General features: G+C 68.1%; 14 protein-coding genes, 2 tRNA genes and 1 other RNA gene. 9 read left to right on the forward strand and 8 right to left on the reverse strand.

The genetic code is table 11. The features are described from left to right. Positions 1-5 precede the first annotated feature (5 nt). On the forward strand, positions 6-1,016 hold the full coding sequence (locus VYJ16_RS14675) for a histone deacetylase family protein (RefSeq protein ID WP_336351049.1): 1,011 nt from the start codon (positions 6-8) through the stop codon (positions 1,014-1,016). A 70-nt stretch (positions 1,017-1,086) separates the two neighbouring features. Here VYJ16_RS14675 and cca read toward each other — a convergent pair whose 3' ends face one another. Continuing rightward, positions 1,087-2,478: a CCA tRNA nucleotidyltransferase gene (gene cca / locus VYJ16_RS14680; protein WP_336351050.1), complete on the reverse strand. Its 1,392-nt coding sequence runs from the start codon at positions 2,476-2,478 to the stop codon at positions 1,087-1,089. A gap of 151 nt (positions 2,479-2,629) precedes the next feature. On the opposite strand from cca, the gene VYJ16_RS14685 reads away from it, so the two are divergent. The 5 genes from VYJ16_RS14685 (at position 2,630) to VYJ16_RS14705 (ending at position 5,179) form a co-directional block, all read left to right on the forward strand. Beyond that, positions 2,630-2,702: transfer RNA gene (locus VYJ16_RS14685), tRNA-Asn, on the forward strand. A 167-nt stretch (positions 2,703-2,869) separates the two neighbouring features. Continuing rightward, the gene (locus tag VYJ16_RS14690) at positions 2,870-3,607 is read left to right on the forward strand and encodes a homing endonuclease associated repeat-containing protein (protein WP_336351051.1); all 738 of its coding nucleotides are present in this window, start codon (positions 2,870-2,872) and stop codon (positions 3,605-3,607) included. A 68-nt stretch (positions 3,608-3,675) separates the two neighbouring features. Continuing rightward, positions 3,676-3,800: transfer RNA gene (locus tag VYJ16_RS14695), tRNA-Ile, on the forward strand. Positions 3,801-3,873: 73 nt separating this feature from the next. After that, a complete protein-coding gene (locus VYJ16_RS14700) occupies positions 3,874-4,008 on the forward strand; it encodes a hypothetical protein (RefSeq protein WP_336351052.1) in 135 nt (44 codons plus the stop codon). 67 nt (positions 4,009-4,075) lie between these two features. Further along, positions 4,076-5,179, forward strand: a complete 1,104-nt coding sequence (locus tag VYJ16_RS14705) for an aminopeptidase (protein WP_336351053.1) — start codon at positions 4,076-4,078, stop codon at positions 5,177-5,179. A gap of 24 nt (positions 5,180-5,203) precedes the next feature. Here the strand turns inward: VYJ16_RS14705 and VYJ16_RS14710 are convergent, their stop codons facing one another. Further along, positions 5,204-5,782, reverse strand: coding sequence for a class I SAM-dependent methyltransferase (locus VYJ16_RS14710; protein ID WP_336351054.1), 579 nt, complete (start codon positions 5,780-5,782; stop codon positions 5,204-5,206). 648 nt (positions 5,783-6,430) lie between these two features. Then, positions 6,431-6,802, reverse strand: an RNA gene (gene rnpB / locus VYJ16_RS14715) — RNase P RNA component. Between the two features lie 94 nt (positions 6,803-6,896). Between rnpB and VYJ16_RS14720 the strand changes: the two genes are divergently transcribed. Next, positions 6,897-7,502 carry a TIGR00296 family protein gene (locus tag VYJ16_RS14720; RefSeq protein ID WP_336351055.1) on the forward strand — a complete coding sequence of 202 codons (606 nt, stop codon included), beginning with the start codon at positions 6,897-6,899 and terminating at the stop codon, positions 7,500-7,502. Positions 7,503-7,687: 185 nt separating this feature from the next. Here the strand turns inward: VYJ16_RS14720 and VYJ16_RS14725 are convergent, their stop codons facing one another. From VYJ16_RS14725 to VYJ16_RS14735, 3 genes are all read right to left on the reverse strand, one after another. Beyond that, entirely contained in the window at positions 7,688-8,833 is a 1,146-nt protein-coding gene (locus VYJ16_RS14725; RefSeq protein ID WP_336351056.1) for a nicotinate phosphoribosyltransferase, read from the reverse strand. Further along, the gene (locus tag VYJ16_RS14730; RefSeq protein ID WP_336351057.1) at positions 8,830-10,260 is read right to left on the reverse strand and encodes an Hvo_1808 family surface protein; all 1,431 of its coding nucleotides are present in this window, start codon (positions 10,258-10,260) and stop codon (positions 8,830-8,832) included. Before VYJ16_RS14730 ends, VYJ16_RS14725 begins: the two co-directional genes overlap by 4 nt. 96 nt (positions 10,261-10,356) lie before the next feature. Next, entirely contained in the window at positions 10,357-11,901 is a 1,545-nt protein-coding gene (locus VYJ16_RS14735) for an Hvo_1808 family surface protein (RefSeq protein ID WP_379762489.1), read from the reverse strand. On the opposite strand from VYJ16_RS14735, the gene VYJ16_RS14740 reads away from it, so the two are divergent. Together VYJ16_RS14740 and VYJ16_RS14745 are read left to right on the forward strand one after the other, a co-directional pair. Beyond that, positions 11,891-12,025, forward strand: a complete 135-nt coding sequence (locus VYJ16_RS14740; RefSeq protein WP_336351059.1) for a hypothetical protein — start codon at positions 11,891-11,893, stop codon at positions 12,023-12,025. The two genes, VYJ16_RS14735 and VYJ16_RS14740, sit on opposite strands and share 11 nt — an antisense overlap. 25 nt (positions 12,026-12,050) lie before the next feature. After that, positions 12,051-12,620 (forward strand): cysteine hydrolase family protein, encoded by a 570-nt coding sequence (locus VYJ16_RS14745; protein WP_336351060.1) that lies wholly within the window; start codon positions 12,051-12,053, stop codon positions 12,618-12,620. A gap of 33 nt (positions 12,621-12,653) precedes the next feature. Here the strand turns inward: VYJ16_RS14745 and VYJ16_RS14750 are convergent, their stop codons facing one another. After that, positions 12,654-13,106, reverse strand: a complete 453-nt coding sequence (locus VYJ16_RS14750) for a DUF5807 family protein (protein WP_336351061.1) — start codon at positions 13,104-13,106, stop codon at positions 12,654-12,656. A gap of 552 nt (positions 13,107-13,658) precedes the next feature. Further along, on the reverse strand, positions 13,659-14,279 hold the full coding sequence (locus VYJ16_RS14755; RefSeq protein WP_336351062.1) for an archaellin/type IV pilin N-terminal domain-containing protein: 621 nt from the start codon (positions 14,277-14,279) through the stop codon (positions 13,659-13,661). Between the last annotated feature and the right edge of the window lies 1 nt (position 14,280).

Here is a 14,280-nt window from a genome sequence, read left to right on the forward strand (position 1 = left end):
TCCAGATGAACTTCGGTTACAGCGAGACGTGCCTCGACCACGACACCGGACCGCGGCATCCGGAGACGCCGGACCGCTTGCGTGCGATCCGCGAGGGCTTGAAGCGCAAGCACGGCGTCGCGTACGTCGAACCCGACCCCGCGGCGCTCTCGGCGGTCGAGCGCGTGCACGACGCCGACTACGTCCAGGAGCTCCGCGAGTTCTGCGCGGACGGCGGCGGTGACTGGGACCCGGACACGGTCGCGGTCGCGGAATCCTGGGACGCGATCATGCAGAGCGCGGGAATCGCGCAGTGGGTCGCCGAGAGCGCGCTCGACGGCGACCAGGGCCGCGAGACGCCGTTCTCGCTCGGGCGGCCACCCGGGCATCACGCCGTCGAGGACGACGCGATGGGGTTCTGTTTCGTGAACAACGTCGCGGTCGCCGCGGACTACGCACTCCACGAGCGCGACGTCGACCGCGTCGCCATCGTCGACTGGGACGTCCATCACGGGAACGGCACGCAGGACATCTGGTACGACGACGACCGCGTGTTCTTCGCGAGCCTCCAGGAGTCCGGGCTCTACCCGGGGACGGGCGACGTGGACGAGATCGGTGAGGGCGACGGCGAGGGCACGACGCTGAACCTCCCACTGCCGGCGGGGGCCGGCGACGCCGACTACGCCGCCGCTATCGCGGACGTCGTCGCACCCGCTATCGAACGCTACGACCCCGGCCTCCTCCTGATATCGGCGGGGTTCGACGCGCACCGCCACGACCCCATCTCGCGGATGCGCGTCTCCACCGAAGGGTACGCCATCATGACCGACCGGCTTCGCGCGCTCGCCGACGCCGTCGACGCCCCCATCGGGTTCGTGCTCGAAGGCGGCTACGGCCTCGACGTGCTCGCGGAAGGCGTGGCGATGGTCCACGAGACGTTCGACGGCCGCGACCCCATCCCGACCGACGAGGACGTCGACGACGACGTCCGCGACCTCCTCGACGACGCCCGCGAGATCCACGCGCTCGACGACTGACTTGGCGACCGCTCCGGGCGGTAGCGGGCGGCGAGAAACGGCGTCCTGGCGGACGCCGTATGCTCGGTGATCACGGTGCAGGGTCGAAGTACCGCGCGAGTTCCACACCGAAGTCGTCCGCGAGCGCTGCGACCGCGTCGCCCGCGAGCACGTCGTAGTCCTCCGCGAGCGCAGTCTCGACGTGCGTTCCGAGGCGGACGTCGAACACGGCGTCGCTCTCGAGGAGCGCCACGGCGGTCGTGAACTCGCGGTCGCGTTCGACGACGTACCGGTCGTCGTCGACGAACGGCCCGTACGCGTCCTCGTCGCTCGCGTACGTCTCGTAGAACCCCGTCGCGTGCGCGTCGACGTGCACCGGCGGGCCGTCGTGGCGCGTCACCGCCGGGCGCTCGGCGACCTCGAGCTCCGCGAACAGCGCTGCCGCGTCGCGGTCGTCGGTCGCGAACGCCGCCGACCGCAGCACGTCGAACCCGCGGCGGTCCAGTTCGTCGACGATACCGTCGAGCGACCGGCGGAGCTGCGGCCACAGCTGGTCGTCGACCAGGTCCGGTGGCGCGAACGCGAGCGCGACCGGCGTCGTCCCGCGGCGCGCGACGTGCTCGCGGACCGCCGCCTCGTCGAGCGGCTCCGGGTCGCGCGGCCGGAACCGGTCGACGGTCGGCTCGTCGAGGAGCGCTCGCGCGTGATGCTGGAGGCGCGCGACGTTCCGCGTCGAACACACCGCCGCGACGTTCCGCTCCGGGTCCGTCGGGTCGACGACGACGAGCGCGTCGTCGAACGACGCCGCCGCGTGCCCCTCCGGGTCGAACTCCACCGGCGGCTGCCAACCAGCGGCCGCCTCGACGAACTCGCGGAACCCACCGTACTCGAGGACCAGCAACTCGGTGACGTACCCCGAGAACCCGCGCGTCTTCAGGTCGCTCCCGTACACGCCGATACCCTTCAAGAACTGCTTCGTGACGCGGACGTCCGCAGCCAGGTCGTCGTCGAGTCGGCTCTCCAGGTACTCGTTGTGGAACGGCGTCCGGTCCACCGCCGACCGAATGTCAGCGGCCGACTCGACGCGATAACACGGCACGCAATCCACGTCGAACCCCTCGTACTCCCCTTTGACGTACGGATGCTCCGCGTACTCCTCGCGTCCGTCGGGGAGGACCGCGTGCCCGACCTCGAGGCCCCACGCCTCCAGGTCCTCGCGGTCCACGTCCGGCGGGAACCGCACGAAGAGGTCCACGTCGCGGTCCCCCGCGATCCACGTCCCGCGCGCCGTCGACCCCACCTGCATCACGTCCGCCGCCGGACACAGCTCCACGACCGCCGCCTCCGCACGCGCCGCGAGCTCGCCCGCCACCTCACGCATCCGCGCCCACTCCGCGTCGTCCGGGTCCACCCACTCGCGGACCTCACCCACCACCCGCTCGAACGCGTCGTCACCCTCGCCGGCGTCGGCCTCGTCGCTCATACCACACCACTCACCGCCTCGAACGGAAAACCCATCGAAACCACCACAGCCAGCCACGCCAGCGCGCCCAAACCACACGACACACCCCCACACGCCCGACGGCGAAACGAAAGCCCTATACAGCGACCCGCGTCAACACAGTAATGCAGAAGCCGTCGTAGCTCAGATGGTAGAGCACCACGCTGTTAACGTGGTTGTCCCAGGTTCGAGTCCTGGCGACGGCGCTCCTCCCACACCAACCACCCCATAGCCGCCGGACTCTCACCCTCGCAGCACTCTCAACGCGGCACCCGTGGTCTGTCGAAGCAACCGACGCGCAGGGAGGCACCAAGCGAACCAATATGTTATTAATATGGTAGTTTTATGATGGTTCAGTGCGTGAATTCGTTCGATGGGGGAGTTTTACGGAAACCAACACACCGGAGCGACGGACGATGGAGATTACGCGGACCTGCAGGAGGCCGTGCTGGCGTATGCTGCCGAGAATGGCGAAGCGCCGACGACCGAGGAGGCGGCGAACGACGACCGATTCCCGTCGCTCAATACGATAGACAAGCGACTCGATAGGGGCTGGAACGACCTGCTCGAAGATGTGGGACTGGAACGTGGACAGCCAGAGGCGTACGGACCCGAGGAGACGGCGGAGATGTTACAGGACCTCCGTGCGGTCCAGCAGGCGGTCGAGAGCGACCACCTGACGTCACGTCAGTACGCCGAGCGGGGTGCATACGGTGACGATACCATCAAAGAGCGGTTCGGGTCGTGGCGCGAGGCGTGCGAACGTGCGGACGTCGACGCCGGCAAGCGGTACGGCGTCTCGTGCGAGGGACCGCAGGGAGCGACGCTCGACAGCCGACTGGAGCTGGCTGTCGCGACCGCGTTGCACGAACGAGACGTCGTGTACGAGGTTCATCCCGAAGTCCCGGAGACGAACTGGACGAGTGACCTCTACCTGCCGGAGGTCGACCTCTGGGTCGAGGTGAACGGGTTCGCTGCGGGTGAGCGTCCGAACGAGGCGGATTTCGAGCGGAAACTCGACCACTACGAGCGGGAGGGCCTGGATTGCGTCGTCGTCGAGGGGGCGGAGGAACTGGTCACCGAGATTCGTGCACGCCGGGCCGGGCAGTGATTGATTAGACGACGTTGCGGTGCGTATCCGGCAGACTCAAGAGGGTCTGTCTGCAAAACGCCGACAGAGGGCCCTTAGCTCAGTCTGGTTCACAGCACCCGGCTCATATCAGTTTGCTGACACAAACGCGGCGCCGTGGGTGTCACGACTGTGGGACACCGGGCGATCGGTGGTTCAAATCCGCCAGGGCCCATCCGTTTCGTTCTCGCGGTCGCTCGCGCGTCGAGTCGTGAGACTCTTTGTCGTGGACTGGATAGGGGGGTTCGATGAGCGACTACTACGTGATGGTGGGTTCGCGTGAGGTGGAGGGCCCGTTCGAGGATCGGAAGTCGGCGAAGCGGCGTGCTGACGAGTTGAACATGAACGAGGTGGGGACGAACTATACGGTGCGTAAGCAGTAGGCGGGTTCGTGTGGTGTGGGACGGTGGATGCGGGTTGGTTTTGTGGGTGGCGGTCGGTGGTCGTGGTATGGATTCGCGAGTTCGCGAGCATGCGGAGGTACTGGTCGAGTGGAGTGCGCGCGTCGAGGAGGGCGACGACGTGGTGGTGTCGGTGAGTGAGGGGGCGCACGAGTTGGCGGTGGCGGTGGCGGAGGCGTTGGGGGAGCGTGGGGCGAACGTGGTGACGTTGTATTCGTCGGCGGAGGCGAGTCGGGCGTATCTGCGGGCGCATCCTGGGGAGTTCGAAGTGGGTGAGCACGAGTTGGCGCTCGTGGAGAACGCCGATGTCGGGCTGCGGTTGGGTGCGAGTCGGAACGCGAGTGCGTCGGTGGACGTGGACGCTGGGACGCGGGCGGCGAAGTCGAAGGCGGACGAGCCCGTCAGGGAGGCGTGGATGGACTTGGATTACGTGTCGACGCTGCATCCGACGCGGGCGCTCGCGCAGCAGGCGGAGATGTCGTACGAGGCGTATCAGGACTTCGTGTACGACGCCATCCTCCGGGATTGGGAGGCGCTGGCCGAGGAGATGGCGGGGATGAAGGAGATCCTGGACGACGGGTCGGAGGTGCGGCTCGTCGTCGGTGACCACACGGATATCTCGATGTCCGTCGAGGGGCGGACGGCGGTGAACTCGGCGGCGAGCGTGGCGTATAATTCGAGCAACCTCCCGAGTGGGGAGGTGTTCACGGCGCCGTACGACACGGAGGGCGAGGTGTCGTTCGACGTGCCGATGACGTTCCGCGGGAAGCAGGTGCGGGACGTCCACCTCGTCTTCGAGGATGGCGAGGTCGTCGACTATTCGGCGGGCGTGAACGAGGACGTCCTCGGGGACATCCTCGACACGGACGAGGGCGCGCGCCGCCTCGGCGAGCTCGGTATCGGGATGAATCCGGGTATCGACCGGTTCACGGACAACATCCTGTTCGACGAGAAGATGCGGGATACGGTCCACATGGCGGTCGGTCGTGCGTACGACGCGAACCTCCCGGAGGGCGAGTCGGGGAACGAGTCGGCGGTACACGTGGATATGATAACGGACGTGAGCGAGGACTCGCGCATGGAGGTCGATGGCGAGGTCGTCCAGCGTAACGGCGTGTTCCGGTGGGAGGACGGCTTCGACGAGGCGGCGTGACGGGGTCGGGCTGATTGCGACCGCTCAGTCGGTTCGTTTGGCGGTGAGTTCGAGCCAGCGGTCGCCGCTTCCGTCGACGGTGACGGTGTCGTAGTCGGCGTCGCGGGCGAGTGCGCGAAGGTCGTCGGGCGTGTAGCGTTCGAAGTGGCGGTCGCCGTCGGCGTGGCGGTCGGTACCCTGGCGTTTGAGCGTCGCGACGAGCGTGCCGGGGGCGTCGAGGACGCGGTGGAACTCTTCGAGTGTGTTGGGGGCGTCGCTGCGGGGGACGTGGAGGAGGCTGGCGCTCGCCCAGATGCCGTCGAACGCGTTCGATTTGAAGGGGAGGGTTCGCATGTCGCCGCGGACGAAGGGTGCGTCGACGGCGTCGGTGGCGCGGTCGAGGAAGGCGGCGGTGAGGTCGAAGCCGACGACGTCGTAGTCGTGCTCGCGGAAGGTGGCGGTGTCGGTGCCGGGGCCGCAGCCGACGTCGAGGATGCGGTCGCCGGGGAACGTCGGGTCGACGTCGTCCCAGAAGCGCGCGGCGATGGATTCGGTCTCGTACTTGTCGACGAACGCGTCGCTGTCGGCCTCGTACGCCCGGGCCGTCTGGGCGAGTTCGTCCATGCAGACTGGTTTTCGGTAGACTGACAGGTATCTTTCGGTGGGGCGACGAGTCGGGCCATGCGACCGCGACCGCACCGCATCACAGCCTCGCCCTCCCCAGCCGACTCGGCGCGACCACCGGTCGCGCCTCGTCCCTCGCGCAGTATCGACGCGACGCGGCTCACCGGCGTTCGCCGCGTCGCGACACCGCGCGCCAGCCGGTGGTCGAACGGTCGATTCGCCACCGACCGGCCGCGAGCAGCGCGCGCAGGACTGCGCGCGTGCTGCGAGCAGGGGAAGGGCAGGCGCGGTGCGGTCGCGGACGCGGTGGCGGTGCTGCGCGCTGCCGCCGGTGCAGCGGGCAGGAACCGAGGAACCGAACACGCCCTCGCCACCACAGCGAGGTTTACACGAGACGTAAACCTTGGCGGTGCGTTCGGGCGCAGTCACCTCCTGGGGCCGCTGCCGGCACGCTGTCGCGGTTCCGGCGGCGTCGCGGTCGCGGCTGCGACGCTGCGCGGTCGCTGTACCGATGCGGTCGACGCTCGACCACACGAACCACCGTTCGCTGGTCGCGGGCACGTTCACTTTTCCATCAACGTTTTGCGAGCGACGGCCGCGACCCGCGCGGAGCGCGAGTTGCACAGCCGTCGCTCGACGAACGGTTGTGGTTGAGAGGAGTAAGCCCCCTTCTGTTCGGCCCGGCATTCGGCTGAGCGTCCACATCCGCGTCCGGGCTACCTTGTGGTGTGGACTTGCACCGGCGAGGATTCGCCGTTCCATCCGTTCGCACCGGTCTCGGCTCGGCGGGTTAGCTCCCTCCCCTCACGGGTCGGTTCGCACGCTCACGGCTCGCGCCGTTCGCGCCGAGCGGTGACTCGCGTCACCGCTCGCGCCTCATCGCTCGCGGTACGGGGTGTCGTTTCTGTTCCAGCGCCAGCGGTCTCCCGCTCTGGACTTGCGTCCAGTCGCCTGCCCGGACGGTGGGGGGACTTTCCTCGCTCGCCCCGGAGGGGCAGCGGTGGCCGGGCTCTCTCTACCGACTCGACGTAGACCACTGGCGTGGTTAACTCCTGCGGTGACCGGTCGAGTCGAAACGAAAGCGTTCAAGAGCGTTCCTCCCGGTAATACGTGTATGTCGAAGGCGACAACCGCCAGTTTCTCGTACGATGACGGTGCACGAGCGGTCGAACTCGCTCGTGAGGCCGTCGAGTCGTTCGTCGTCAACGGGCAGCGCGAACAACCGGGGAGTATGCGTGACGCCTTCTACGAGCGAACTGGCGCGTTCGTCCGCCTGGAATCCACTCGCGGCCGCGGGAGCCTCCGTGGGTGCGCGGGCGGCTACGAGAGCGACGAACGCGTCGGGCACGTCATCGTGGACGCCGCCATCAAGGCGGCGAGCGAGGACTCGTGTGGCTCCGAGATCACGCCCTCCGAGCTCGACAACCTCACCGTCTCGCTGTGCTACGTGAACAACGTCGTCCTCACGGACGACCCGGTCGCGGACATCGAGATCGGGCGCCACGGCGCGGCGATCGATACCGGCACCGAGTCCGGGTGGCTGTACCCGACCGTCCCCCTCGAGCACGGCTGGAGCGCCGAGGAGTACCTCGCGCGCGTCTGCCGGAAGGCCGGCCTGGCGCCGAACGCGTACGAACGCGAGGACGTCATGGTGACGCTGTTCGACGGGCAAGTGTTCCGCGAGCGCGAACCCAACGGGAGCGTTCAGGAACTCCGCTAGCGACCTCGACGCACCGCGAGCTGGTTCTGGAGCGAGATTTGAAGTACGGAGCCGCGGCGACGGTCGGCGTGCCCGACGCGTGGGTGCGTCGACGTCCAGGCGGGAGTGCGACTCGCGTCGACGCCACCGCTAGCAACGAGTCGCCTGCTCGCCCCCTGACTGCAGCAATCGCTACGAGCGACGCGTCAGTAGTCGACGCGGCGGGCGTCGGCGAGACAGCGGTCGGTCGCGTCCGCGAGGTCGAACTCGCGGACGAGTTCGCCGTCCTTGAGAAGTGGTTCCAGCAGCGGCGTGCCGTCCGTGGGGCCGGGTCGGTCGGCGAGCCCGACGTGATGCGCGCCGTCCGCGGTGCGGTACACCTGTTTGACGCCGCCGAGCTTCCCGCGTTTCGCGACCGGGTCGCCGTCCACCGCGACGATGTCGAGCGCGAAGTCCACGGGGTTCGCGTCCGTGATGGCGCTCCCGACGCCGAACCCGTCCACGACGCGCCGGAGGTCGCGTAGCTCCTCGGGGCCGAGGCCGCCGGAGACGAAGACGTCGACGTCCTCGTGGCCGCGTACGTCGAGCGCCCACTGGACCTCGCGGACGATGTGCTCGAAGTCGCCGCGGCGACTGCCCGTGGTGTCGAGGCGGACGCCGTCGAGGTCGTCGCCGAGCGCGTCGACCGCACGCAGCACCTCGTCCTTCTCGTCGGTGAACGTGTCACAGAGCGCGACCCGTGGAACGTCCGCGGGCGCCGCGTCGTCGAACGCGCGCCACGCAGCCTCCTGGTTCCCGCGCCCGAAGCACAACATGAGGGCGTGGGGCATCGTCCCGCTCGCCTCCCGGCCGAGGACGTCGCCCGCGGCGACGTGACTGAACCCGTCCAGGCCCGCCAGGAGCGCGCTCCGTTCGACGACCGCCGCGATACTCGGGTGCACGTGGCGTGCACCGAAGCTCAGGACGTTCGAGTCGGGCGCCGCCCGGCGCGCGTGCAGCGCCGCGGACGCGAACCCGCTCGCGTGCGACAGGTACCCGAGGAGCGACGTCTCCAGGCGTGCGAACTCGAGGTAGTCGCCCGCGATACGCATCACGGGCCCGCCGTCGAACGCGCGGCCTTCGCGGAGTGCGTGCACGTCGAGGTCGCGTCCTTCGAGGAGCGCCGCCGCGTCTTTCACGCCCGCGAACACCTCGAACTCGCCGTCCGGGAACTGGTCCGCCGTCACCTCCGCGACCACGTGCGGGTTCCGGCCAGCACCTTCGAGTGCTTCGACCGTCCGGTCGAAGTACGCGTCCGTCGCCCGCCCCGACAGCACCGCATCGTCGGGAATCGTGTCGAACGTCTCGCTCATACGCCGGCTTCGAGCGGCCCGCCGAAAAGCGAGTCGGTCCCGGCGCGCGCGACTGCCCGATCGCGGCGTTCGTGCACGCCGTCGAGTGCCCGATTCCGCGGTTCGTGCACGCCGTCGAGTGCGTCGACGGTCGGCGCGTTCACGACGAGGACGGTGTCGCCAGTGCGGACGACGCGGAACGCGTCCGCGAACGCGCCCTCGCGAACGACGAACACGCCGTCACCTCGAGCGGTCGCGTCCTTCGACGCGAGGAGGTCGCGGTACGCGTCCGCGAACTCGCGAGCGTCCGCGTCGCTGTCCCACGTCGTCCGCCAAACGTAGCCGTACGCGCCGTCGTTCTCGTACGCGACCAGCTGGTCGCCACCCCACCCCGCCGTGACGGGGTGGTCGTACGTGAACCGCGACAACGGGTCGTCGTTGCTCGCGTAGTGGTCGTTCGGTATCTGGCCGTTGTACCAGAACATCGCGTACGCGGTCGCCTCGCCGACGACCTGCGGGCTTCCGACAGGGTTCCAGTCCGCGTTCGACCGGTCTTCGACGTCGACCTCGTCGGGGCGTTCGTCGGGATATGCCTCGGGGTGGATGACCTGTTCGGTGCTCTCGGGTTGCGCTTCGAACACGGCGTCGACGGCGTCCCAGCCGCCGCGTTCGTGGATCGCCGCGACGAACGTCGACCCTTCCGCGTACGGGACGAACGTCGACGCGAACAACCCGCGGTTGTACTCCGCGGGCGCCCCACCGCCGCTCTCGGGCACGTCGACGCAGTCGTACGTCCCGTTCGCGCACCGCTGCTCGTACAGGTACTCGACGTAGTTCGCATCACCCTCGACGATACCGCGGCCGGCGAGCGTCGCGTCACGCGTTCGACCGTCCACGCGCAGCGTCAACTGCTGGTCCTGGAGTGCGTGCTCGAGTTCGTGCACGAGCGTCGCCCGCGAGATACCGAGGTCCGCGCCGCTCCCGATGACGACGATCCGGCCGTTCGTGTAGTACCCCTGGACGGCGGACCCGTACAGTTCGTCGAACGCCGCTGCAACGCCCGCGTCCTCGCCGACGACGAACGTCGCCTCCCAGAGCTGCTCCTCGGTCGGTGACCCCTCGGGGTCGTCGCTCCCGCCCGAGCGGTACTCCTCGCGAGAGAGGACTCGCACTTCGACGTCCTCGGTGAACTCGTGGCCGCGGATGCGCTCGATGCGCGCCATCATGCGCGCACTCACCACCTCGAGTTCCGCCTTCGACAGGCCGTCGCTCGCGGTGACGGCGACCGAGTCGTTCCACCAGTAGCCGTCCTCCCAGCCGAGGACGTCCTCGCTCGGGTCCGGGCGGTTCGACTCGGGTTCATCGATGCCGCCGACGTCGAGGAACGCCGAACAGCCGGTGAGCGCGAGGACGGTGACGAGCGCGACAGCGACGAGGACTCGACGCATCACGTGCACTTGGCGGCGACGGTGTAAAAGGAGTGTTGCGAGCGGTCGCGGTCGGTCGCGCGTTCACGCGGGACTCGACCGCCTCGCGAACCGACCTCAGGCGAGGACCGCGACGGCGTTCGTCGACGCGGTCGCGTTCGTCGACCCGGACGCGTACTCGGGTTTGAGGGCGTCGACCGCGTCGACGTCCGGCCCGTTCACGACGACGACGCGCTTCCCGTCGATGACGACGCGGAACGCGTCGGCGTACGCGCCACTCGGCACGCGCCACGTGTTCTCGTCGACCTGTTCCGCGCCGAGACCACTCAGGAGTTCGAGGTACGCCGCCCGGAACTGTTCGGCGTCCCGCTCGGTGTCCCACTCGGTCACCCACACGTACCCGTCCTCGTCGCTGTTCGGGGACGTGTACGGGTACACGCGGTCGCCCGCCCAGCCGTCCGACGGCGGGGCGCTGTAGTTGTAGCGGTCGAACTCGCCCTCGGCGCTGAGGAGCGCACGCCAGTCGACGATGTCCTGGCCGAGACCACCGGCGCGCTCGGGGTACGACGCGTACCAGAACATCGAGTAGATCGACACCTCGCCGACGGTATCGTACCCGTCGACGCCCTGGCCGGGGAACGTCTCCCAGCCGTCGGTCGCGGTGTTCTCGTACTCGATGGTCGCGGGCTGCTCCGCCTCGTCCGGCGTCCGTGCGTGGATGACCGTCTCCGTCGACGCGGGCGGGTTCCGGATGACCTCGTCGACGAGGTCCCAGCCACCGGCTTGCTTCAGGCGGTCGATGTAGTTCGGGCCGTCCGCGTAGGGATTGAAGATGGTGACGTAGATTCCGAAGTTGAACTCGCCACCGCCACCGCCGGAGGACGGCGTGGCGACGCAGTCCCACGTGCCGTTGATGCAGTAGTCCTCGTACACGTACTCGACGTAGTTCGCGTCACCTTCGATGACGCCGTCACCCGCGAGGTTCCCGTCCTGGGTCGGCGCGGCGTACTTCGCTTGCGTGAGGTCGAAGTACTGGTCCTGGAGGGCGTGCTGGAGTTCGTGTACGAGCGTCGCGTTACTGATGACTGGCGTGTCGGGGTTGTCGGAGATGATGACGATGGCGTCCTCGCTCGGACTGTAGTAGCCGCCGACGCCCGAGGAGTAGAACTGCGATATCTGGTCGGTGACGTTCTTCTCTTCGCTGGAGATGAACAGTGCCTCCCAGACCTGATTGTTCCAGTCGGACTGCACTTTCGGCGTCCCGGAGTTACTGGACTGGTTCGCGTACTCGCTGCGCGGGATGACGTCCACGGGGACGCGTTCCTTGAACTCCTTGTTCCGGATGACTTCGACGCGCGCCATCGCGCGGGAGACGAACACCTCGATCTCTTCGTCGGTGAGGCCGTCGGACTGGTCGACGTCGATGGATTCGTTCGCCCACACGCCGTCCTCCCACCCGATGACGTCCTCGCTCGGGTCGGGGGGTGCGTCGTCGCTATCGTCGGTGGTCGTCGTGGTTGGCGGGGTACTGGTCGTCTCGGGGACTGTGGTCGCTTCGGTCGCGCCGCCGGTCGTCGTTCCGGGGCCAGCTGGGGCGTTACAGCCGGCGAGGACGACCGCGAGGACCACGAGGACGGTTGCCAGTCGCTTCATGGCTATCATCGGGGGCTACGAATTAAAGAAACGCCCGGTCGAAGCGACCCGGGTGCTGGTGGCCGACCGTGGCGTCGTCGTGTCCGACGCGACTCGTCGGGTCGTGGTCGACGAGGTGGAGCCGAAGGATTAGGAGGGCGGCGAGCCGACGTTCACGTATGCACGCAGATTCGGATTCCGCAGCGCTCGTCGTGGTGGACATGCAGAACGGGTTCTGTCATCCGGACGGAAGCCTGTACGCACCCGGGAGCGAGGACGCCGTCGACCCGGTCGCCGAACTCGTCGACCGCGCGCACGACGCCGGCGTTCGCGTGGTGTTCACGCGCGACGTCCACCCGCCCGAGCAGTTCGCGGACGCGCACTACTACGACGAGTTCGAGCAGTGGGGCGAGCACGTCCTCGAGGGCTCCTGGGACGCCCAAGTCGTCGACGAACTCGACGTCCACGACGACGACCACGTCGTCGAGAAGCACACGTACGACGCGTTCCACGACACCGAACTCGACGGCTGGTTGTCGGCGCGCGGCATCGACGACCTCCTGTTCTGTGGGACCTTGGCGAACGTCTGCGTCCTCCATACCGCGGGGTCCGCGGGCCTCCGAGATTACCGGCCCGTCATGGTCGAGGACGCCATCGGCGCGATAGAAGCCGACCACAAGGAGTACGCGCTCGAGCACGCCGACTGGCTGTTCGGCGAGGTCGTCGACAGCAGCGACGTCACGTTCTGAGCCGCGTTCGCGTGGCGAACGACCAGAAGTCCGTCAGTCGTCGGCGGCGAGCCACTTGTCCGAGTACGACGTCCCGCACGCGCAGTGGGCGTACGCGTGCACGACGTCGCCTTCGGTGTAGAGGCCGTCGAACTCCTCCTCGTCCTTCTCGTCCTCGCTGAACGCGAACACGAACTCGACGACGTGCTCGACGTCGGGGTCGTCCTCGGCGTCCGGGCACTCGCCGGTCGTGAGGTCGTGCTCGATCGGGCTCTCGGTCCCCATCGCGCCCTGCGCGAAGTTCATCGCGTCCATCCCCGTGGCGGCGTGGAACGCGTTCCGGCCGCTCTCGCCGTCGACGACGATGACGATACCGTCGGCGGTGCGGACGCCGTACTTCTCCAGGCGCCCGAGGTCGTCCACGTAGTCGTCCGCGAGGTAGATCGCCACGTCGTCCGGTCGGTCACCGGCGAGGAACGCCTCCCGGCGCGCGCTGACGTCGGTCATGGAACGTACTCGACGGTCGAGGCTGAAAAACTCCGCGTGTTCCCCGCGCTCGCACTGGGAGACGCCGCCGCGGAGCGACTGGCGTCGAGACCGCGAACCGTCGCTGTCGAGCGTAGCGTCGAAAGAAAACCGCGAGGTGGGCCGTGGTCGCGTCGTCACGCGACCGTGGCCCGCGCGTTGGGTGAACTGTGAGCCGGCTCGTTGCGGGCCGACTCGGGTTGCCTACCGATGTGGGATACGCCGAAGCGTATGGTCGTTCGCGATTCCTCGATCGTTCGTGCGTACCGGACCGACGTGGCGTGAGCCTCCTGGGTTCACGCCGCGTCACGTGCGTGCGTGACGGCGTCGGTGTGTCGTGCCTCGAACTGGGTTCGCCACTATCATTCCGTTGTTCGGATGGCGAGTCCACGAGCGCATCCGGCCGGCGCCAGACGCGCTGCCAGCGGCGCACACATCCTGCCGCGTGCCACCGGCGCATCCCCGGCGTCAACGCCGGAGCGGGATGCGCCCGGGGACGAGCTCACCCGGCCGATACCGGGTCGAAGGTGTGCGTCAGACCGCGACCGTGGTCTCGTCGCTGATCGTGTTCGGGACGTTCACACCGTAGATCGTCGACGCACCGGACTGGTCGACGAACGTGACCGTCGCCTCCTCGCCCTCCTGGAGTTCCGCGAGCTGGTTGTTCATCGTATTCAGGTCGATACGGACGACCCGCCGGTCGGAGCTGCTGTCGAGGACGACGGACGCGCCGTCCGGACCGTCGTGCAGCGGGTTGTTGATGTCCGTGTCGTTGATCTCGTAGACGGCGAACGTCCTCGCGCCCGCAGCGGTGTCGTTGGCGAACGTCAGCGTCTTCGAGACCTCGTCGGTCTTGAGTTGCACCGTCGCCGCCGAGAGGTCGATGTCGCCCGACCCCGAGGACTTCATGACCGTGAAGTTCAGCGAGGAGACGTTCCCGCTGTCGATGTGCCCGGATGCGCTCACGACCGTGAGCTGGTTGGAGACCTGGGCTTGCGAGTCCTGCCCCGTGTCGGAGGCCGTGGACTCGAGCAGGCCTGCCGTGTTGATGAGCACGCCGGCTGCGACCGCGGCGACCAGCACCATCGCGATGAAGATGATCAGGGTGCCGATGCCGACTTGACCGCGTTCGTTGGTATCGATTGCATCGAACATT

Source organism: Halorubellus litoreus (assembly GCF_037081675.1).
GTDB lineage: Archaea > Halobacteriota > Halobacteria > Halobacteriales > Natrialbaceae > Halorubellus > Halorubellus litoreus.